This window comes from Sphingobium chungangianum (assembly GCF_977014255.1).
In genome coordinates, this window is record NZ_CDRNIV010000006.1 from 2,078,758 (window position 1) to 2,097,871 (window position 19,114).

Annotated in this window: 17 protein-coding genes and 3 pseudogenes; 9 read left to right on the plus strand and 11 right to left on the minus strand. The window is 60.7% G+C overall.

What is annotated here, in order from left to right; translation table 11 throughout:
* Nucleotides 1-6: 6 nt before the first annotated feature.
* Nucleotides 7-138 (minus strand): annotated as a pseudogene (locus ACWNC0_RS17360) (4-hydroxybenzoate 3-monooxygenase); the annotation flags it as partial.
* Between ACWNC0_RS17360 and ACWNC0_RS17365 the strand changes: the two are divergent.
* Nucleotides 124-255: pseudogene (locus ACWNC0_RS17365) on the plus strand (2-pyrone-4,6-dicarboxylate hydrolase); the annotation flags it as partial. The pseudogenes ACWNC0_RS17360 and ACWNC0_RS17365 overlap by 15 nt on opposite strands.
* Before the next feature lie 150 nt (nucleotides 256-405).
* Here the strand turns inward: ACWNC0_RS17365 and ACWNC0_RS17370 are convergent.
* The 6 genes and pseudogenes from ACWNC0_RS17370 to ACWNC0_RS17395 form a co-directional block, all read right to left on the minus strand.
* Nucleotides 406-787: pseudogene (locus tag ACWNC0_RS17370) on the minus strand (tyrosine-type recombinase/integrase); the annotation flags it as partial.
* A 270-nt stretch (nucleotides 788-1,057) separates the two neighbouring features.
* Nucleotides 1,058-2,365 (minus strand): Hsp70 family protein, encoded by a 1,308-nt coding sequence (locus ACWNC0_RS17375; RefSeq protein WP_449473401.1) that lies wholly within the window; start codon nucleotides 2,363-2,365, stop codon nucleotides 1,058-1,060.
* Nucleotides 2,366-2,470: 105 nt separating this feature from the next.
* Nucleotides 2,471-2,947, minus strand: a complete 477-nt coding sequence (locus ACWNC0_RS17380) for a YaiI/YqxD family protein (protein ID WP_449473402.1) — start codon at nucleotides 2,945-2,947, stop codon at nucleotides 2,471-2,473.
* Nucleotides 2,948-2,966: 19 nt separating this feature from the next.
* The gene (locus tag ACWNC0_RS17385; RefSeq protein WP_449473404.1) at nucleotides 2,967-3,650 is read right to left on the minus strand and encodes a CDP-alcohol phosphatidyltransferase family protein; all 684 of its coding nucleotides are present in this window, start codon (nucleotides 3,648-3,650) and stop codon (nucleotides 2,967-2,969) included.
* 216 nt (nucleotides 3,651-3,866) lie between these two features.
* A complete protein-coding gene (locus ACWNC0_RS17390) occupies nucleotides 3,867-4,163 on the minus strand; it encodes a hypothetical protein (RefSeq protein ID WP_449473406.1) in 297 nt (98 codons plus the stop codon).
* Between the two features lie 85 nt (nucleotides 4,164-4,248).
* Nucleotides 4,249-5,070, minus strand: coding sequence for a DUF1206 domain-containing protein (locus ACWNC0_RS17395; RefSeq protein WP_449473408.1), 822 nt, complete (start codon nucleotides 5,068-5,070; stop codon nucleotides 4,249-4,251).
* A 193-nt stretch (nucleotides 5,071-5,263) separates the two neighbouring features.
* Between ACWNC0_RS17395 and ACWNC0_RS17400 the strand changes: the two genes are divergently transcribed.
* Together ACWNC0_RS17400 and ACWNC0_RS17405 are read left to right on the plus strand one after the other, a co-directional pair.
* The gene (locus tag ACWNC0_RS17400) at nucleotides 5,264-6,046 is read left to right on the plus strand and encodes an SIMPL domain-containing protein (RefSeq protein ID WP_449473409.1); all 783 of its coding nucleotides are present in this window, start codon (nucleotides 5,264-5,266) and stop codon (nucleotides 6,044-6,046) included.
* Nucleotides 6,047-6,048: 2 nt separating this feature from the next.
* On the plus strand, nucleotides 6,049-6,390 hold the full coding sequence (locus ACWNC0_RS17405; protein WP_449473410.1) for a hypothetical protein: 342 nt from the start codon (nucleotides 6,049-6,051) through the stop codon (nucleotides 6,388-6,390).
* 169 nt (nucleotides 6,391-6,559) lie between these two features.
* On the opposite strand, the gene ACWNC0_RS17410 is transcribed toward ACWNC0_RS17405, so the two are convergent.
* Both ACWNC0_RS17410 and ACWNC0_RS17415 read right to left on the minus strand, forming a co-directional pair.
* Entirely contained in the window at nucleotides 6,560-7,222 is a 663-nt protein-coding gene (locus ACWNC0_RS17410; RefSeq protein WP_449473411.1) for a glutathione S-transferase family protein, read from the minus strand.
* Nucleotides 7,219-7,920 carry a glutathione S-transferase family protein gene (locus ACWNC0_RS17415; protein WP_449473413.1) on the minus strand — a complete coding sequence of 234 codons (702 nt, stop codon included), beginning with the start codon at nucleotides 7,918-7,920 and terminating at the stop codon, nucleotides 7,219-7,221. The genes ACWNC0_RS17410 and ACWNC0_RS17415 overlap by 4 nt, the downstream gene beginning before the upstream one ends.
* A gap of 239 nt (nucleotides 7,921-8,159) precedes the next feature.
* On the opposite strand from ACWNC0_RS17415, the gene ACWNC0_RS17420 reads away from it, so the two are divergent.
* From ACWNC0_RS17420 to ACWNC0_RS17440, 5 genes are all read left to right on the plus strand, one after another.
* Nucleotides 8,160-10,361 carry a TonB-dependent receptor gene (locus tag ACWNC0_RS17420; RefSeq protein WP_449473415.1) on the plus strand — a complete coding sequence of 734 codons (2,202 nt, stop codon included), beginning with the start codon at nucleotides 8,160-8,162 and terminating at the stop codon, nucleotides 10,359-10,361.
* A complete protein-coding gene (locus ACWNC0_RS17425) occupies nucleotides 10,358-11,464 on the plus strand; it encodes a PepSY-associated TM helix domain-containing protein (RefSeq protein ID WP_449473417.1) in 1,107 nt (368 codons plus the stop codon). Before ACWNC0_RS17420 ends, ACWNC0_RS17425 begins: the two co-directional genes overlap by 4 nt.
* Nucleotides 11,445-11,579 carry an ATP-binding protein gene (locus tag ACWNC0_RS17430; RefSeq protein ID WP_449473419.1) on the plus strand — a complete coding sequence of 45 codons (135 nt, stop codon included), beginning with the start codon at nucleotides 11,445-11,447 and terminating at the stop codon, nucleotides 11,577-11,579. The genes ACWNC0_RS17425 and ACWNC0_RS17430 overlap by 20 nt, the downstream gene beginning before the upstream one ends.
* A gap of 9 nt (nucleotides 11,580-11,588) precedes the next feature.
* Nucleotides 11,589-11,828 (plus strand): hypothetical protein, encoded by a 240-nt coding sequence (locus tag ACWNC0_RS17435; protein ID WP_449473421.1) that lies wholly within the window; start codon nucleotides 11,589-11,591, stop codon nucleotides 11,826-11,828.
* 595 nt (nucleotides 11,829-12,423) lie between these two features.
* Nucleotides 12,424-13,461, plus strand: a complete 1,038-nt coding sequence (locus tag ACWNC0_RS17440) for a helix-turn-helix transcriptional regulator (RefSeq protein WP_449473423.1) — start codon at nucleotides 12,424-12,426, stop codon at nucleotides 13,459-13,461.
* Here ACWNC0_RS17440 and ACWNC0_RS17445 read toward each other — a convergent pair.
* Nucleotides 13,453-15,177, minus strand: a complete 1,725-nt coding sequence (locus tag ACWNC0_RS17445; protein WP_449473425.1) for an N-acyl-D-amino-acid deacylase family protein — start codon at nucleotides 15,175-15,177, stop codon at nucleotides 13,453-13,455. The two genes, ACWNC0_RS17440 and ACWNC0_RS17445, sit on opposite strands and share 9 nt — an antisense overlap.
* A 275-nt stretch (nucleotides 15,178-15,452) precedes the next feature.
* Here ACWNC0_RS17445 and ACWNC0_RS17450 point away from each other — a divergent pair, with 275 nt between their 5' ends.
* Nucleotides 15,453-16,355: a TauD/TfdA dioxygenase family protein gene (locus ACWNC0_RS17450; protein ID WP_449473427.1), complete on the plus strand. Its 903-nt coding sequence runs from the start codon at nucleotides 15,453-15,455 to the stop codon at nucleotides 16,353-16,355.
* Between the two features lie 588 nt (nucleotides 16,356-16,943).
* On the opposite strand, the gene ACWNC0_RS17455 is transcribed toward ACWNC0_RS17450, so the two are convergent.
* On the minus strand, nucleotides 16,944-19,088 hold the full coding sequence (locus tag ACWNC0_RS17455; protein WP_449473429.1) for a TonB-dependent receptor: 2,145 nt from the start codon (nucleotides 19,086-19,088) through the stop codon (nucleotides 16,944-16,946).
* Nucleotides 19,089-19,114 lie beyond the last annotated feature (26 nt).

Below are 19,114 nucleotides of genomic sequence, written 5' to 3' on the forward strand. Positions count from 1 at the left end.
ACCATTATAGCGGCTGCCCCTCTCCGACCGCATCGACTTCAGCGCAAAGCCATGTTCATGATTGGCGTAGATCAGCTCATGCTCGGATGGCGGCACATCGGCCAATATGCCCAGCCATCCGAACGGATAGATTTTCTCCTAAGTGGTCGCGAGCACTTGGTCGATAACGCGCCCAAGGACAAGTTCCTGGAAGTCGCCTGCAGCATCCAACCCTTGGGCTGGCATGTCATCGTCTATTTCGAAGCCGACATATTGGGTAAGCGTGGACTGGAGGCCGCGGATCAGGCGGCTTCGGCGATGGGTTGCTGATCTGGACGCCAGTTCCACGGCATGAATTCATCCTAGCGGGCAGCAGGCCATTCGCCCGCAATCTTGGCGATAACGTCGGCGATATGTGATTTGCGTGATCCGCGCGCCTTGGAAAGGCAAAGTCATCGAGAGAACCGCAGCGAAGTTCGAGCCACTTGAGCAGACTGGCGCGAACATCGTCCATCAGTTCAAACTGAACTGGGCGGCCGGTCTTTTGCTGAACAACGGTGGCCCTGGTCCGGATTTTGCGATCACAAACAATGTCACTGATCCGGATTTTCACCAGGTCGCAGCCGCGCAGCTTGCTATCGATAGCCAGATCGAAAAGCGCTCGATCTCGAAGTCGTCGGTGTCGATCAAGGAAGAAACGGACTGCCCAAATCTGGCGGGGCTTGAGGGCTCGCTTGGCGCCAACTTTTCGTCCCGCGTTTCATGACACTCGCTCGCGAGCGGCGGGATCAAATTCTGATAATCCAATGACACTTCTTCTGTGGCCACGATGGCCACAGGCAAAACGCGTCAACGCGAGACCGACCCTTTGCGGTCATTCAGCCACTAACTTCCCGACCTTCGGGGCGGTCGGTCTGCTTTTTTTGATCCTGTAGGCTCAGCCAATGACAGTCTGATAAGGAAACTGAGCAGTCAGCGGACCTTCTGCCTTGCCAGGACCACTGCTGAGTTGACGTTTTTCATCAGCGACGGCTGCATCCATGATCCTGATCGGCCATACAGGCACCCATGCCACGTTTTAATGCGCGCTGACCGCGGCCCATTCGGCAATGTTTGTTTCCTGACCGATCAGCGCCAAGCCATGAGCGATCGACGTCAGTTCATCGCCACCCGCGATGCGGTCGGCCGCGAAACGCTCTTCAAAAAGGCGCCGGACGGCAGGGATCAGAGAGGAGCCTCCGGTAAGAAAGACCTGATCTATCGCCTGGGGCCCGATCCCCGCTTCGGCAAGCGCCGCGTCTACTGTCGCGCCGATGCGGTCGAGGTCCGGTGCGATCCACTGTGCAAAATCCGCACGGCTGACATCTGCCTCTACACGCACGCCAGCACGATCGAAATGAAAATGCGCATGCTCTTCGCTGGAGAGCGTGCGCTTCAATCGGGCGACCGCGTCATACAGTGGGTAACCCAGCTCATTTTCCACGACAGCGATCATACGGCCTATCGCTGCGGGATCGGCCGCGGCCCGCTTCAGCTTCTGCAATTCGGCCAGTGTGCGGCGATTATGCATCAGCGCAAGGCGAGCCCAGTCGCCAAAATCGGCGAAATGGCCCGCAGGGATCTCCAGCGACTTGCCCATCGATGCATAGGTACCGCCTTTGCCCAGCATGGGCAGCACCAGCTTGTCCATGATACGATAGTCGAAGCGATCACCCGCTATACCAATGCCCGCGGAGCCAAGCGGTATACAGCGTTTCGCCGCACCCGGCGCCTCGATCCGCACCACGGAAAAGTCGCTCGTGCCGCCTCCGAAGTCGGCGACCAGCAAGGTGGCGGGTTTGGTCAGCCGCGCGGCGAAGCTGAAGGCAGCGCCCAGCGGTTCGTAGACATAATGCACTTCGCGCTCCAAAGCGGCGAACATGAGGTCGTAGCGCTGGCGAGCCAGCATATCGTCTGGCCGTTGCCCTGCATAACGGACCGGGCGGCCAACGACGACCCGCGGTGGCAACAGTTTGAGTTCATCGGCCGCATGTGCCCGCAGCCGCTCCAGAAAAATATGGCCGAGTTCCTCGAAGCGCAATCGCTTTTCGAAGATGGTTGCGTGTTCGAACGCCTTGCTGGCAGCGACGGATTTGAAGGATTGCAGAAAGCGGCTGCCCTGAGGAAAATCCAGAAACTCGGAGATGGCCCATGGCCCAGCTTCCCGCGCGATGCCGCCCGGCACGCCGCTATCCTCCCAGAAACAAAGCGCGGAGCGGAAGATGGGACCGGCATTACCAGAGGCTGGATAATGCACCAACATCGCCTCGCCATCCGCGCAGCCTAGCGCGACAACCGAATTGGTGGTTCCAAAGTCGATGCCAATCGAACGAGGAGACGAAATCATGTTATCGCCAATGCAATTGGGGAAAGGGCAACACCGGCCCGACCGGTGGGGCGGGGCCTATCGCAGGCACAAGCGCCCGACGCAACCTTTACGATATCGCGGACATTAGAGCGGGCGGGCCACCGCACGGCGCTGTATAGCGAACAAGCGAACCAGCGTTTCATCCAGTGCGGAGAGGAACCGCGACCGGTCAACTTTGCTGAAAGCGGCGGGCCCACCAACATGATCGCTGCCAGCTCTCAAATCAGCCATGATCGCGCGAACCGCTATGGCATTGCCGATGGACGCGTTCGTAAAGGGCTTGCCGGTGGGAGAAATTACCGCCCCACCCATTTTCAGGCAGCGGTCAGCCAGCAGAATATCAGCCGTGATGACTACCGTTCCGGCCGTCACCCGCTCGGCGATCCAGTCGTCCGCCGCGTCGAACCCGTCGCTGACCACTGTGCGGCTGATCAGGGGATGACGGGGTATCCGCAAGGGACTGTTGCTCACGACAGTGACAGGCACGGCATGGCGAAGGGCAACCTTGTAGATTTCATCCTTTACCGGGCAGGCGTCGGCATCAATTAGAATTTGGATCATCGGACACCAGCATGGCGCATCATCTTCCACCACCCTCGGCCCGGGCGAGGCGCCGTCCGGTGGTGATCGTCTGAATGATGAACAGCAGGATCAGGATCAGGCCAGCTGCTCCCACAAAAACATCAAAGCCGGACAGCGCTCCAAAGATACCGGGACCTGACCCGAGCACCATCATCATCACCGTCAGTGCGATCAGCATCAGTCGCAATTCTGTGGGTCCAGCGGCGAGATAGGACAGCTTGAACTCCCCCAGAACACGGGCGGAAAGATAGGCATGGATCGACAGTAACAGATAACCGGCCAGGGCCACCAGCGCGACGTTCATGGTTACGAAGGGACTAAGGCCCATGCCTGCAAGGATCAGCAGTGTTGCCAACCCATCGCAGCTATGGTCGATGAAGTAACCGTAGGAGGGACGCTCAATATGGCGATAGCGCGCAATGCTGCCATCCATCGAATCCCCGAACCATTGGACTACATAGCCGACGATGGCGAGTAGCAGCCAAGAAGCTGCCAGACCACTGGCGACATAACCCACGAAGATCATGAAGGCACCAACCATACCCAGCAAAGTCAGCCGATCAGGCGTGACCCACGGCGGCATCTGGCTGCACAGCCAATTCAGCAATCGGCGTTCCCTGGCGGCTAACCAATTTCCCTGTATTCTCGATAGGGAAGGCGCGGTCTGTAATGGGATTGTCATACGGCCTTATGAGGCCGTACGTTTCTATGAGCAACGTGCGAATGTTTCCGACCTGAAGGCAGCGGCATGAGCGGCAAATCTCGGCAGAGCACGCCCCTTTGTAGCCGCTCAGCAGCTAATTTCTGGCACCCAGCTGCGGACGGTCGGGTTTTCCTGCTCGACCGCCGACGATCAGCGCTTGGCAGACGCGATCGAGAAGCTGCCCGGTAGTTCAGCTCAATTTCCGTTCACAATCTTGTCGCGCTGGTCAGCGGAGAGCGCGTCCGCATTGATGTCGGACTCGTCGATCGCTTCTTCCTTGGCTTCGCCTTGTTCCCGCGTGGCGTCAGCCTTGGCCTGCATCATGTCCTCGGCCGTTCCGGTCATATTGTCGGCCATGGCGTCCATCCTGTCCGCCCTGTTTTCCATCGCCTCCTGCGCCTGTTCGCCCAACTTGTCGTCTCCTTTGCCGCCACAGGCTGCCAAAGCCAGGCTGAGGCTCGCGGCGCAGGCGAAGATAATTGTGCGATGCATGTCGTCTCTCTCATTTTCCATCCAGGCCATAACCCCTCAACCCAATGTCGGATCCCAGAGGCAGATCGGGAGGCGTGAACAATCCTTACAAATTCGGCGTAACGACCTTGAGACGGCGATATCTCGCCTCCACGAAGCTGAAGATGCCGAACAGCGCCAGGCCGGTCGCAACTATCAGCAAAAGTGATGGCCCATGATCCTGCTCACGCAGTTCCCGGAGCGCCGCGCCAAGACCGCCTGCCTCTTGTGGATCGCGGTTGAGCAGTACGTTAATCAGGAACCATGCGATCATAGCAAAGACCAGCGCCCGCGCGGCATAACCTGCTTGTCCGATCCAACGAACCTGACGGGGGGCAGGCACATCGCCGTCCAGTTCGTCGAAATTCGCCTGATACGCCTTGACGCCCTGAGCCACCGCGACGGCAAGGAGGGAAAGTGCCACGAAGGCCACCAGCAGCGGACCTGCGGGCTGCTCCAACAGCCAGCCGGACCAGCTTTGAGCGGCTTCGTCGCCCGGGCTGCCTAAGGATGCGGGGGCTTTTCGCAACGCCAGGCGTGCTGCCGTCACCGCAAGACCAGCGTGGACAATGCCGCTCAAGGCATAGCCAAGTCTTTCGAACTTTCCCTTGAGATCGCGCGATCGCATTTCGGGATCGAGGATGGCCTCGGTCAGACGCCAGAAGGCATAGCCAGCAAAGCCAAGAGCGCAAAGAGCGAGGAGCAAGCGACCAAGCGGCGCATCGGCAAGCGTACCCAGGACGCCCTGATTGTCACTTGGCTGCCCCCCATCGAATGCGACGTCCATGGCGAATACGCCAATCAGAAGATAAACGAGGCCGCGCGCCGCAAAACCCAGCCGGGCAAACAGGGTGAACCAACTCCCGGAACCGTCGTACTTTGTTCTCATCGCGCCTCCTGGTCATGGAACGCCAGGGAGCCGACGAAGTTGCCGAGGCTGATTGCGACACCGTCGGCGCACGGCAGCAGGTCGGCCAGGCAATGTATGCCGATCATCCAAAGGCGCCAGCAAGATCGTTCCTGCTGCGATGAAACCAGAGCAGCGTGGCAACGTTACGCTGACACAACAAGGAGAGAGGCTGATGAAATGGTGCGTCTTTCTGGCGATCGCAGCGAGCGCCACATCCGCCGGGCAGGCGCAGTTGCCTGCTGCAAACCCGGTGCTCGCCCCTGAGGAAACCTTGCTGGTGGTGAGCGGAGAAGGACAGAGCCGCCGAGTGCCTGATGTGGCCGTCTTCTCAGCTGGCGTTGTTACCCAGGGCAAGACGGGCGGCGACGCGCTCAGTGTCAACGCAATGCGGATGGATGAGGTGGTCAAAGCCTTGAAACGTGCCAGCATTGCGGATCGCGACATCCAGACATCGGCGCTTTCCCTGCAGCCGCAATATTCCAGTCCGGATCAGGAGGCCCAAATCCGGGCAAGAATGACGCGCGAGCCCTATGTCGCGCCGGCACAGCCCCAGGCGCCCCGGATCATCGGCTATGAAGCGCGCAACAATGTGCAGGTGCGCGTCCGCAAGCTGGGTGAAATGGGGCGGATCATCGACACTCTGGTCCAGGCTGGCGCCAATCAGGTAGACGGCCCGTCCTTCACGCTGGACGAGCCCAAGGCCGCGCTCGACGAAGCGCGGACGGCGGCGGTGCGCGAGGCCCGGTCTCGCGCCGAGCTTTACGCGCGGGCGGCGGGGTTGCGCATTTCCCGCATCCTGTCGATCAGCGAGGGCGGAGGCTATTATCCCCAGCCGATCATTGTCACGGGCCGCATGGCAGGAGCGCCCCCCGCGCCGCCGCCGCCAAGTCCAGTGGCACCGGGCGAGTTGATGCTCGGCGCAACCGTCTCCATCCAGTTCGCGCTTCGACCCTAGGCGTGAAGCTGACGGCCTGGCCCGCGATGATCGCCGGGTCGCTCCTGCTTGCAGGCGGGCCCGCTGCAATCCATCGGCATGGGCCTGATCAGGGGGTCTTCTGTGCGCTGGGCAAGTCAAAGGACGGGTTTGACATCTATTGCCCACAGCCAGTGCTCAACGCCGGGTGGCCAGCACCCTATCTGTTCGACCGGCCGGGTATCTCGGTCGAGAACAGTATAGGCGTTGTAGAGGATGATTTTCGGTTCTGGCCGTTCGTAGCAGACACGGCCTTTTATGGGCTGCTGCTCGCCGGATTGGGGAACAGAGGGCGGCAAGTCCGGTCTCGGCGGAAGCGAGGATAAGGGGCGGCGGGTTCACGACGGTCATGTCCGCGCGGCACAGCGTCAGCATTCCTTCATCTTGCGCTCGGATGTTCGCTTCGGAACGATGATGGTGAAGAGATGATGTGGCGAGATTGGCCTTCGCACTGAGCGTGCTGATGCTGCTGTGCGCTTGTGACCGGGGCTCCCATCAATGCGGCCAATCGGCTGGTTTCTTGCCGGTCTGGCCCGCTTGCAGGGCATCCAGCGCCCGCTTGAATGCCGGGCGTGCCATGCCCCGCGCCACATAGGCTCCGAGCGTAGGATAATTTGCGAGGATCGCGCCATCGACATGACGCAGGACCTGAACCATGAGCAGATCGCCCGCGCTAAAATCGCCATACAGCCAGTCCCGATCACCCAGCGCGGCAGCGAGTTCGCCAAGACGCACCTTCAACCGTTGCAGCACGCTTGGCCAGCGATCTTCAGCCCAGCTTTGCTTCGCGTCTATAATGCGAGCGATCACCTGATCCCATACTACTGGCTCGACGGTATTGAGCGCTGCGAAAATCCAGTCAATCGCGCCTGCCCGATCGGCCGGATCGTCGGGCAGCAGGCCCGGCCAGCGCTGCGCGATGTGCAGAACGATTGCACCAGATTCGAATTGAACGACGTCGCCCTCTTCATAGGCGGGCACCTGTCCGAACGGGTTGCGGGCACGATGCTCCGGATCCTTTTGCTCACCCCAGTTCAGATAGCGCACGTCATAGGGCTGGCCGACTTCCTCCAAAGCCCAGCGGACCCGCATGTCGCGTACAAGGCCGCGCCCTTCGTCGGGCGCCCAATTGTAGGCGGTGAGTACAGGTCGGGTCATGCCGATTGGTCCGGCATGTTTTTCATATTTTCCCTCCATTCGTCATAGGCCGCAGGGGGAGAGCCGGTGAAGCCCTCGAACTGGCTCGCGAGCGCTCGCTGAAACGCCGGGCGTGCCGTGCCGCGCTTCACATAATCCACCAGCTTTGCCTGTTCGGTCAGCAGCGGATCATGCTCGATGATACGAAGCACCGAGATCATCATCAGGTCGCCTGCCGTGAAAGCCCCGTCAAACCATTCTTCATCGCCCAGTCGGTCAGCGGTTTCCTGCAACCGCTCCCGGATGCGGGTCTCGACGGCCGGGCGGCGCGGTCTGGACCAGGGTTTGTCGGCTTCGAACAGGTCGATGATGGACAGGTCCATGATCAACGGCTCGACCGTATTGAGCGCAGCAAACATCCATTCCGTTGCCCGGGCTCGGCCGGCGGCGTCGGCGGGAAAAAGGCCATCACGTGTGCTCGCAATGTGGTGGACGATCGCGCCGCTCTCGAACAGCGTGAGGTCATCCTCCTCCAGGGTCGGAACCTGTCCATAAGGTTGACGTCTGCGGTGCCCGGCTTCCTTCTGTTCGCCCTGGCGCAGATAGCGGACATGATATTCCTCGCCGACTTCCTCCAGCGCCCACCGTACACGCAGGTCGCGGACTTGCCCTTTCGCGAAATCGGGCACCCAGTCGAACGCAGTGATGGTAACCGCCATATCGTCCTCTCTCGGAATCCGCCGCTCGGCCGCCGGGCTTTAGCGGGATGCCGCCGTCATCGCGACAAACAATGACACACAAATATGATTTGAGTCGGCATAAATATTCAGAGTTCGCCGACGCATATCAAGCATCGCGCACGGATCGGCGCATCGCGCCCAACCTACCTCACTAAATGCGACTGACTTGCATTAGTATCAAACATTCAGTAGCGAGCGCCAGGAAAACGGGGAACTCGATGCAAAAGACCATTCACGCTCTTCTGACAACCTGTGCGCTTGTGGTCACGGGCTCGGCATTCGCGCAATCGCCAGCCGGGTCGGACGGCGAGGCGGCTGCCCCGATTATCGTCACCGCCGCGCGCAGCATCCTGCCTGTCAACGCCCTGCCGCTGACGATCGACGTGATCGATAAAGAAATACTCGACCAGCAGATCGCCATTTCCGGTTCGGTCACCGACGCTGTGGCGACGCTCACTCCTTCCTTCTCCCCCACGCGCCAGAAGCTGTCCGGCGCGGGCGAGACATTGCGCGGCCGATCGCCGCTTTACGCGATCAACGGCATCCCGCAATCGACGCCGCTACGCGACGGCGGGCGCGATGGCTTTACCATTGACGGTTTCTTCGTGGACCGCGTCGAACTGATCTACGGCTCCAACGCGCTGCAGGGGATTGGCGGCACCGGCGGTATCGTCAATCAGGTTACGGTCGGCGCGCCCAAACAGGAAGGCCTCAGCGGCCGGGTGCTGCTGCAAGGGACGGCGGACAACAAGTTCCACTCCAACGGCATGGGCGGCAAGGCGGGCGGCCTGTTCCAGTATAAGGCGGGCGATTTCGACGCGACAGTCGGCGCGACCTACGAAAAGCGTGGCGTCTTCTACGACGGGCAGGACCGCCGCGTCGGCCTAAACCTGACGCAGGGCGAAACGCAGGATTCGCAGGCGACGAATGTCTTCGCGCGGTTGGGCTATGCCGTATCAGCGACCGGCCGCATCGACCTCATCGCCAGTCGCTTCGAGCTGAAGAGCGACGGCGATTACATTGCGGTCCTCGGCAACCGCCCGGTGGGCTTGCCGACCAGCGCCACACGCGGGGCTTCTCCCGGCGATCCAGCGGCCAACCGCACCGAAAGCATCGCCTTGTCCTACACCGACAGCGCGCTTTGGGGCGGCAATTTCATCAGCCAGCTTTTCTTCAACCGCTCCCGCGATACCTTTGGCGGCGAAAACCGCGATGCCACCGGCAAATATATCGCCTCCTTCCAGGACCCGAGCATCGCGCCGGTCGGCGATCTGTTCGATCAGTCGCAGAACCGCTCCCGCAAAATGGGCGCCAAGTTCAGCTATGAGCGCGCCGTGCCGGGGTTAGAGGCTCTGACCGCTACCCTCGGCTTCGATGCGCTGTGGGACAAGACCCAGCAGCAATTGATCGCTACCAACCGCGTCTGGGTGCCGCCCGCCGAGTTCCGCAGTCTCGCCCCCTTCGTGCAGACCAACCTCAAGCTGTTCGACGGACTGGTCCGCATCGCGGGCGGCGCGCGCTGGGAAAATGTGCAGATCAAGATCGATGATTTCCACACCCTCGCCCAGACCACCCAGACGCTCCCCGCCGGGCAGCGCTATTGGGGCGGCGTCGATGTCGCAGGCGGCAAGCCCAAGTTCGACGACCTGCTGCTGAACGGGGGTGTCATCCTCGAACCGTGGGACGGAATCCGCGCCTACGCCAGCTATGCCGAGGGCTACACAGCACCTGATGTCGGGCGGATCACGCGCTCGATCAATCTGACCGGCATCGACATCGACAGCTATCTTGCGATCGAGCCAATCGTCTCCAACAATCGCGAGATCGGTGTTGAAGTGAAGCGCGGACCGTTCGACGGGTCAGCCACCTATTTCTGGTCATCCAGCGATAAGGGCCAATTGCTCGTGCCTGGCACCGGCCGCAATTTCGACGTCCAGCGGCAGCGCATCGAGATCGAAGGGATTGAAGTCAATCTGCGCAGCCAAACACCGATCTCGGGCGTGAAGCTCGGCATCGGCTATGCCCATATCGAGGGCCGCTATGACAGCAATGCCGATGGTGCGGTCGATACCGATCTGGACGGCGTCAATATCTCACCTGATCGCGTAAACCTGTCCGCGACCTATAATCGTGGTCCAGTTTCAGCGATCCTCCAGACGCAATATTATCTCTCGCGCAGCTTCCATGCCGACGCTGGTGTGACGCAGCCCGATCCGCGCAACAACTTCGGCGGCTACGCCGTTACCGATGCCAGCATTCGTTACCAGACCGGTTTCGGCGGCGTCCGGCTGAGTGTGCAGAACCTGTTCGATAAATTCTACATCGATTACAGCAGCGACACGCGGCTGCCGTCCGACAATCTCGCTTATTTCGCGGGACGAGGGCGCAGCTTAACACTGAGTTGGGATTATAATTTTTGAAGATCCTCGACATCCTGCACCGCTGGATCGGCGGGTTGATCGGCCTGGTACTGGCGGTGCTGGGACTGTCGGGCGCGCTGCTGGTGCACAAGGATGCCTGGGTGATGCTCCCCCATGCATCCGATGTACTGGTGCAGGACGGCGCGGTCATCGCCCGGACGGTCGAGCGGGTCATGGCCAACCCCGCCTGCCGACCGGAGATGATAAGCTTTGCCGGGCCGAATTTCGGCCTCGACCGACTGCGCTTCTCTGACGATTCCGGCGCTTATGTCACTCAGGCAGGGGATCTGGTGACACGCTGGGACAGCCAGTGGGAGCGGCCGGAACTTTGGCTGTTCGACCTCCATCACCATCTCTTCGCTGGCGACGTGGGCGAGACGGTCATCGGCCTCGCCGCGCTGCTGGGGATGTTCTTCGTGGTATCGGGCGTCATCCTGTGGATCCGGACGCGCAAGACCTTCGAATTTCGCCTTTTCCCCAGGCGGCTCAGCCGCCCCGCAATCGTGCGCCAGCATCGCGATCTGGGCGTGATTGCTGCGCCCTTGCTGGTATTGGCGTTTCTGACGGGCTCCATATTGGTTTTCCGTCCCATGGCGGCGCTGATCCTTGGCCCCTCCGCGCCCGCGCAGATCGATGCCAGCCTGAAGCCACCCAAGGCCACTGCTGTACCGCTAGGCTCAAACCTCGACTGGCGCGCAATGATCGCCACGGCGCATACGCGATTCCCCGACGCGGAGCTGCGCAGCCTGTCGCTGCCTCGCAAAAAGAGCGGCCTTATCACCCTGCGCATGAAGAAGCCGGAAGAATGGCTACCCAACGGCCGCACGACCCTGTGGTTCGCGGCGGACAGCGGCCGGCTGATCGCGGCGCGAGACGCATCGCGTCTGCCTGTAGTCGTGAAAATCTATAATATGCTCTATCCACTACACGCGGCTAAAGTGGGTGGTTTGGCCTATCGGCTGGTGATGACCTTCGCCGGTCTGGCTCTCACGCTGTTGGGAAGTCTGACCCTCTGGTCCTTCTGGTTCGCTCGAGGCCGAACCCCAAACATGCTTCCGCGATCCGCCGACAATCCCAAACCTCTTGTTACCAACGCCAGGTAAGCCACGTATCTCGGTCTGCGTCACGGATACTGGTACTGGAATTCCAAAAGACATCGCCGCTCGCATCTTCGATCCCTTCTTTACGACCAAGCCAATCGGCCAGGGCACAGGCTAGGATCTTTCCATGACCCACGGCTTCGTGCCGCAGTCTGGCGGGCAGGTTCGGGTGTACAGCGAACCCGGGGATGGCACCACAATGTGCCTGTACCTTCCGCGCTTCTTGGGTGAGCTCGTCGATGATGTCGCCGAGATGCAGGAAGAAATTCCTGAGGTCGGTGCTGGCGAAACAGTGCTTGTGATTGATGACGAACTGACCGTTCGCATGCTGATCGTGGAGGTCCTGGAAGACGCGGGAAGACCCTGATCGAGTCTCTGGGCATACCCAAGTTCCTGCGCACCAAGGGGGCTTCCGGCTATCCAGATCTGCTGGTCGGCGGGCCGGGCTTTTGCTTCCCTGTGTTGCGGTGGAATGGTCGAGCATACAGCCGACATCATTTCGAATATGAGGGCAAGTCTTGCCGAGCGCGGTCGTGATGGTGATGGGAAACTCGACCCTTCTTTGCCGTTTAGGAGAAAAATTTCGCTGCTCCGGTGCGGACTGTCCGCTTGTCCATGCTGAGCACCCCGAAACTGGCCACTCGCTGGCGGTCAGGCTCGTTCCGCCGCTCGCAACGCAGGCAACAGTGCCGCTGGTCATTAATCTGATGTGCTTTGCAAAGTGTGGAAGTCCACATTGCCAACGTCGCCTGGGCCGTGATTAACTGTGACTGGTCGATCACAGGATGGACCATTAGCGACGAGGGACTCGCCAAAGCTGCTCTCGAACAATCGGGCTAGCCTGTCGCGCGCCTACCCTTGCACCGGATGATGAGGATGCTAAACCTTGGATCAGCCGGTCTCCGATCCCATAGGCCAAAGCTATCTCGAACAGCCGCCTCCCAGTTGCCGATGCTGGCACATTGCAGTCCCGCGAAACGCTGCTGAACGCGCTATACGCTAGTGCGTCGGAGGTCCCCGCCTGGGTCAGCTTCACGCATGCTGCGCGTGAAGTTTTCGGCTGTGAACATGCAGCGGTAATGGTGGGCGCATGCGGCGTTGAGGTCGCTGTCGGCGCCTATTCAGATGATGCGGTGGCAGCGGAGATCGAAGCGTTCTTCGCAACCACAATGCTGGAACCAAACAGCGGCGTGCACAGCCTCCCGGCCCTTGGCGGTGCGCATGTCACGCTCCTGCCCGTCGCCGATAGTCAGAAGCGAAGTGCAACGATCATATTGTGGCGGCAGAGTGAAAGCGCGCCCCTTTCCGCGCCGCAGGAACAGCTGCTTGCGTCCCTGTCGGAACCTTTGCGCCGCAGCTTGCAGATTTACTACCGGATCATGGATCTGGCGCGGCGCGGCATGTTGAGTGATCTTGCACTCAACACCAGCCGCATCGGCGCTGCTCTCGTAAGCAGTGATGCGGAGTTGATGCTGGCCAATGATGTGGCGGACCATCTGCTTGCGACCGGCGGCGGCTTGCGTGTCGTGGGCGGCCGCTTGCAAGCTGAAAGCGGAGAGGAAACCCGCGCGCTGCTTGCCGAAATCAGGCGTTGCGCGCTGGCCCAGGCGCCTGAGCCCGATTTGCAGAATTATGTGCCCATGGCCTTTTCCCGCCGCGACCATGACTTGCCGCTGACGATCATCGTCCGGCCAGGTCCCGGCTATTTCCCGCTGCGCCAGCCCAACCGGCGGACGGCCATCCTGGTGCTGCGTGATCCGGCAGCGCAGGCTGCCTGGCCAGCAGAAACACTCGCCCGCCTCTTTGGCCTCAGCGCTGCCGAGGCGCTGCTCGCGAGCAAGCTGGCAAAGGGCGCGAGCCTTGAGGAAGCGGCGATGGAACTCGGCATCAGCCGCAACACCGTGCGGTCGCAGCTGCAAAGCATCTTCCTCAAGACTGGCATCAATCGCCAAAGCGACCTGATCCGGGCACTGCTGAATTCGGCCGCGACCTCAGCCTAAATCAGGCTCAGCACGCCCCCCGCGCACGAGGCGGCCCGGCAGCACGCCGGTAGGCTGCCCATCGCGCAGCACGATCTCGCCCGCTAGCATGGTGACATGATAGCCATCGGCCCGCTGCGTCAGCCGCCGTCCGCCTGCCGGAAGATCGAACGTCACCTCTGGCGCGTGCAGGCGAAGCGATTTCAGGTCGATGACGTTGATGTCCGCCCGGTATCCGGGCGCAAGCACGCCGCGATCGTTGAGGCCGATGAGCGAGGCCGGGCCGCGCGTCAGCGCAACGACTGCGCGCTCCAGCGGCACCCGCCCATAGGCGCGATCCCGCACCCAATGGGTCAGCAGGTGCGTCGAGTAGCTCGCGTCGCAGATCGCGCCATAATGCGCGCCCCCGTCGCCCAACCCCATCACCGCGTCAGGGTGCATCAATATCTTCCCCATCCCATCCAGATTGCCTTCGGCATAGTTGGAGATGGTGAGGTACAGTTGCCGCTTGCCATCCCGCTCCAACAGCATGTCGTAAGCAAGCTCGGCTGGCGTGATGCCCATCGCCTCTGCCCGCCCCGCCATGCTTTCATCCAGCGATGGTTCGTAATTCGGCGTGTCGGCAAGCGGGAAGATACGGCCAAAGTCATGGACGAAGTTGGTCAAGGCATTGCCCGGGTCGGGCGTGAGCGGGTCCGAGAGGATCGCAGCCCTCACCTCCGGCCGCCGCAGCTCCGCGATCTTGGCTTCGAACGGCAGCTTGGCGAGCGATCGGTAGGTGGGGCTGGTACAGAAGGGATGCAGGGTGAGTTGGTGCCCCATCACCGCGCCCGTCGCTCGGCCCAGAACCTGTACGCCGATGCGACAACCGGCTGCGTTGGCGGCGCTGATGCGCGACATCAACCTGCTGCGTTCCGGGTCTTGCGCCGTGCCGCTGACGGGAAAAGTGATCGGCCGACCCGATTTTTCGGCAATGCGGGTCAGCATGTCGAATTCCGCCTCTTCATCGGCGAAATCGCTGACGAACTGGAAGGTGCCGCCACCCGCCGCCGTCATGGCGTCCGCCAGCGCCTGGAGCTCGGCTTCCCCAGCTGTCAGCGTGGGAATGAGATTGCCGTCGATCGAACGGTGGAACATCGTGCGGGATGTGCCGATGCCCATCGCGCCCGCCGCAATCCCGTCCTTGACCAGCGCGGCCATGCGGGAGCGGTCCTCCGCCGTCGCTGGCTCGCGCGCTTCGCCCCGCTTGCCCATCACATAGACGCGCAGCGCTGCGTGCGGGATAAGCGCGGCGACATCCGCGTCGAATGCCTTGTCGCCAATGCTGTCGAGATATTCGGGGAATGTCTCCCAATTCCAGGGCAGGCCCTCGGTCAGCACGGGGTTCGGAATATCCTCCACGCCCTCCATCAGCCGGACGAGCCCCTCGCGCTGCTCCGCGCGGCACGGGGCAAAGCCAACGCCGCAATTGCCCATCAGTACCGTGGTCACCCCATGCTCGGTAGATGGGCGCAGCCGGGAATCCCAGGTTACCTGGCCATCATAATGGGTATGAATATCGACGAAGCCGGGCGTCACGATCATGTCCGTAGCGTCAATCTCTTCGACCGCATCGCCCAGATCCATGCCCACCGCAGCGATGCGATCGCCGATGATCCCGACATCGGCCCGCCGGGCTTCGTTGCCCGTGCCATCGACCACCAGGCCATTGCGTATCAATATATCGAAGCCGCTCATTTCATTGCTCCTCGCCGTCGCCGTCTTTGCGGCGCGATCATGCTGCTTGTCCTATCCACTGATGTTAACAACAGAGGGCGTACCCGCCTTCATCCAAACGGATGATCGCCAGTCTTCACGCCGTTTTTCGCGCCGTCGTGCCGATCATTCATTTGCATGATGACAGTCGTGAAGCACCGATTGAGAATAGCACCATCACAACAGTTCGGCGGTCTCCCGCCTGCATCAGGCGGTCGCCAAAACGGGATCAGACTGAATCAGAAGAGGTGCTTGCAATGATCGAAACAAAAAAGCTCGGCGCGATCGGGTTGGAAGTCATCGGCGTAGATGCTTCCAGAGCGATCAATGAGGATACAGCCCGGCAACTTGTTGCGCTGTGGCGGGAAGAAGGCGTTCTGCTGTTCCGGGGCGTCGGCGTCGCGCCTGAACTTCTGCTCAACCTCAGCCGGTGCTTTGGCGAACTGGAACCGCATCCCGTTCCCGACCTGCGCCTGCCCGAACATCCCGAATTGATCCTCCTCACCAACAAGGGTGGGCCGCGCGGGCCGGTCTATGCGTTTGACGGCGTACCGACCTATGGCCGGATACCCTGGCATACTGATCTTGCCTTTCAGGAAGTGCCCAATGCCGGGGCGCTGCTCAACATGATGGAGAAGGCGACGATCGGCGGACGCACCGCCTGGCTCGACACCGCAGCGGCCTATGACGCGCTCGATGAGTCGCTCAAGCGCCGTATCGAGGGCCTCGAAGTACGCTTCGAATTTTGCACCGACCTCAGCCGCGTTCGCTTCGGCAATGAAAATGGCACGCGCGTCGGCGAAATGAAGATGAACTTTCCCGATTATCCGCCACAGGCAAGGCCGCTCGTCTGGAAGCATCCGCACACCGGCCGCACGATTATGAATATCTGCCCGCTGAACCTGCAATCCATTGTTGGCATGGATCAGGCGGAAAGTGATGAACTGCTCCAGACCCTGATCGACCAGCTATGCCAGCCGCGGTTCATCTATGAACATGATTGGGCCCAGGGTGACATCATCCTGTGGGACAATTACCGGCTGATGCATCGCGCCGAAGGACATCCGCTGGACGTCATCCGGGTCGTGCACCGGACGACATTGCGTGGATCGGCGAAGGTCGGGCGAACGATCGCTCCACACGCCGCGCTCGTCGCTTGAGGCGGTGCGCGCCGCCTGCCCTGACAACAGAAATTTGACACCGTGATCAAGGGCTTAGGCTTCGCCGCAGCGACAAAGGAACGAAGATGAAGCACAGATCCTCCTTGGAAAATCGTGGCAAAAGATCGGAAGTTCCGCGGTTAGCGGAAGCAGAAACCGCCTCGTAGGCTGTTAAAACTTGCAGCCTGCATGTTTACGAGCTGCTACCGGCAGCAACCTTGCGCCGTCCCTTCATGATGATGGCCCATCAAGGGACCTCTTACACGCGTTCGATGCTTAGACGGTTTCAGTGCAAGTCACTCGTGGCACGATCGCACTGGCTTACGAGCAAATAGGCTCTCACCCTCGCCTCGTGAAGACTGCAGTTCCAGTGGCGACCATCGCCAACCATCGCGGCTGCGTTCGGCGGCGATCTAGGCGAGTTCGGCGTAAAAGAGAAACAACTTGCGTCAAATGTTATCAGGTCACACCTGGTGCTGGGTGCCGGACACCTGATCATCTGAGTGCTTGTGGCAGTATCGACCGAAGCGATAATCCGACGATTGCGGGTGCCGAGCCAAAAAATCAGTCTCGACACCGCGGCATCGTTCAATACTCAAACGTAAGTTCAAGCCCATAAGTGCGCGGATCGCCGAAGATCGCGCTTGGCAGGCCGCCGTTGAAATGGGCGATATAATATTCCTTGTCGGTCAAATTCTTGCCAAAGGCCGACAGACGCCAGTTGCCGAAGCCCACCGGAATATCGGAAAGGGTGAGGCGGGCGTTGAGCAGGCCATAGTCTCCGATTACATAGCGCGGATCGGCTGTGGACGTCGAAACCTTGCTCTTGAGGAAATAGTCGACATTGGCCGTGAGGATACCGATGGGCGTATCGGGGAAGCGATATTCCAGCGAAGTCGTCAGCGTATGTTTTGGCGCTTCGACAAAAGTATAGCGAGACGTGATGTCGTTGCCCGCTTGATCGAGGATCTGCTGGAACTTGGCATCCAGATAGGCATAGTTGACTGAAAGCGTCAGCGCATCGACCGGCTTGGCGATCAGGTCCAGTTCGAAACCCTGTATCCGGGCCTTGCCTGCGTTGAACACATCGGTGATCGCGACATTGGTCGGGTCCGACTGGATATTGGTCTGGATATCCTTGTAGTTCGACCGGAACAGGGCGAGGTTTGTCTGGAGATGATTGTCGAGCCAGCTCGCTTTTACGCCCAATTCGAAGGAATCGAGCGTTTCCGGCCCAAAGCCTTCATTGAAGCGCGTGATGCTGCTGGCGCGGATATTGTAACCGCCGGTCTTATAGCCACGCGCATATTTGGCGTAGATGTTGAGGTTGGGGGTGGCGTTATAGCCGATGACGAAGCTGGGGCTGAGGTTGGAGAAATGATTCTTGCCCTCGCCATGAGGCAGCACGGTCGGCGCGCCTGCCGCGGGAACGATCGTCTGATCCAGCGTTGCTTCACGCTCGTCACGCGACCAGCGCAGGCCACCGGTCAGGTACAAGCCTTCCACGAAGGCGGGACGCAAGGTCGCCTGGCCGTAGAGGGCATAGGCGCGGTTGTGAATCGTCGCGACGCGATCCACGCGGGGACGGCCCGTTATCGCCGAATAATCGGTGCTTTCGCCATTTTCGTCGAAATAATAAGCGCCAAGGACATAATCCAGCCGGCGATCGAGAGCAGAGCCGACAAGTTGCACTTCCTCGCTCCATTGATCCTGCTGCTGATCAAAGCCAGTCAGGATCAACGGGAATGGGCCGACGACGCCGGTCAGATAATTCTGATTGGTGACGCTGGAGAGCTTCCGATAGCCGGTGAGCGATTTCAAGGTGACGTCGTCAGCCACTTCCCAGCTGATGGTGAGGTTATGACCTTGAGACGTGGCATCGTTCGGCATGAGGTTGCGCACAAAGGGCGACCCCGCCGTTGGCCGGCCGGCCTTACGCGGGTAGAAGGGCGCCGCGGCCATGAAGACGGGTGTGTCGTTGATGTCGGAACGGTCATAGGTGTAGCGCAGTTGCAGAGCATCGGTCGGCTGGAACAGAATGGCCGCGCGATAGGCGTCGCGGCGCTGATCGCCCCAGCGGTCGACGCCGGTGCCCGGATTATCGACAAAGCCATCCTTCTGGCTGTGCAGATAGCCCAGTTCGACCGCCAGCTTGTCACCCACCGGGATGTTTACGCGGGTGCGCGACCGAAACTGGTTGTAGTTGCCGACGGCGAGGGTTTGCTTCGCGGAAAACTCGTCCAGTTCAGGCGCGCGGGTGATGTAGTTGATCGCGCCGCCCGTCGCATTGCGGCCATAGAGCGAACCCTGCGGCCCCCGCAGCACTTCAATCCGCTCGACCTCCGCAACTTCGGCAGAGAGGCCCTGGTTGCGGGCGATGTAGATGCCATCCAGATAGACTGCGACGCTGGGGTCCACGGTGATCTGGTCGTCATTATTGCCGATCCCGCGAATGAAAACGCGAGCCGTTGTCGCGCTGTTCGGATGGGGAGTCACGGCAAGGCTGGGGACCAGCGTGCGCAGGTCGGTGATGTCGGCAATGCCCTTCTTTTCAATGTCGGCGCCGGTCATGGCCATCATCGATATGGGCGTTTTCTGAAGGGATTCAGATCGCTTTTGGGCGGTGACGACGATCTCCTGGATGCCCCCGCCATCCTCTTCCTGGGCGAGCGCGGGTGAGGCGCAGGCGAAAAGGCACAGTGCCAGGGCGTGGCGTGAAATAGCGTTGTTCATGATAGTTCCTCCCTGTTGTACGATGT

Bases quoted from the DNA above. Each gene is read 5' to 3' on its own strand.
- ACWNC0_RS17435 (WP_449473421.1), top strand. From the start codon at position 11,589: ATGACCCACGGCTTCGTGCCGCAGTCTGGCGGGCAGGTTCGGGTGTAC.
- ACWNC0_RS17420 (WP_449473415.1), top strand. From the start codon at position 8,160: ATGCAAAAGACCATTCACGCTCTTCTGACAACCTGTGCGCTTGTGGTC.
- ACWNC0_RS17380 (WP_449473402.1), bottom strand. From the start codon at position 2,947: ATGATCCAAATTCTAATTGATGCCGACGCCTGCCCGGTAAAGGATGAA.
- ACWNC0_RS17445 (WP_449473425.1), bottom strand. From the start codon at position 15,177: ATGAGCGGCTTCGATATATTGATACGCAATGGCCTGGTGGTCGATGGC.
- ACWNC0_RS17390 (WP_449473406.1), bottom strand. From the start codon at position 4,163: ATGCATCGCACAATTATCTTCGCCTGCGCCGCGAGCCTCAGCCTGGCT.
- ACWNC0_RS17415 (WP_449473413.1), bottom strand. From the start codon at position 7,920: ATGGCGGTTACCATCACTGCGTTCGACTGGGTGCCCGATTTCGCGAAA.
- ACWNC0_RS17375 (WP_449473401.1), bottom strand. From the start codon at position 2,365: ATGATTTCGTCTCCTCGTTCGATTGGCATCGACTTTGGAACCACCAAT.
- ACWNC0_RS17400 (WP_449473409.1), top strand. From the start codon at position 5,264: ATGAAATGGTGCGTCTTTCTGGCGATCGCAGCGAGCGCCACATCCGCC.
- ACWNC0_RS17395 (WP_449473408.1), bottom strand. From the start codon at position 5,070: ATGAGAACAAAGTACGACGGTTCCGGGAGTTGGTTCACCCTGTTTGCC.
- ACWNC0_RS17455 (WP_449473429.1), bottom strand. From the start codon at position 19,088: ATGAACAACGCTATTTCACGCCACGCCCTGGCACTGTGCCTTTTCGCC.
- ACWNC0_RS17385 (WP_449473404.1), bottom strand. From the start codon at position 3,650: ATGACAATCCCATTACAGACCGCGCCTTCCCTATCGAGAATACAGGGA.
- ACWNC0_RS17410 (WP_449473411.1), bottom strand. From the start codon at position 7,222: ATGACCCGACCTGTACTCACCGCCTACAATTGGGCGCCCGACGAAGGG.
- ACWNC0_RS17450 (WP_449473427.1), top strand. From the start codon at position 15,453: ATGATCGAAACAAAAAAGCTCGGCGCGATCGGGTTGGAAGTCATCGGC.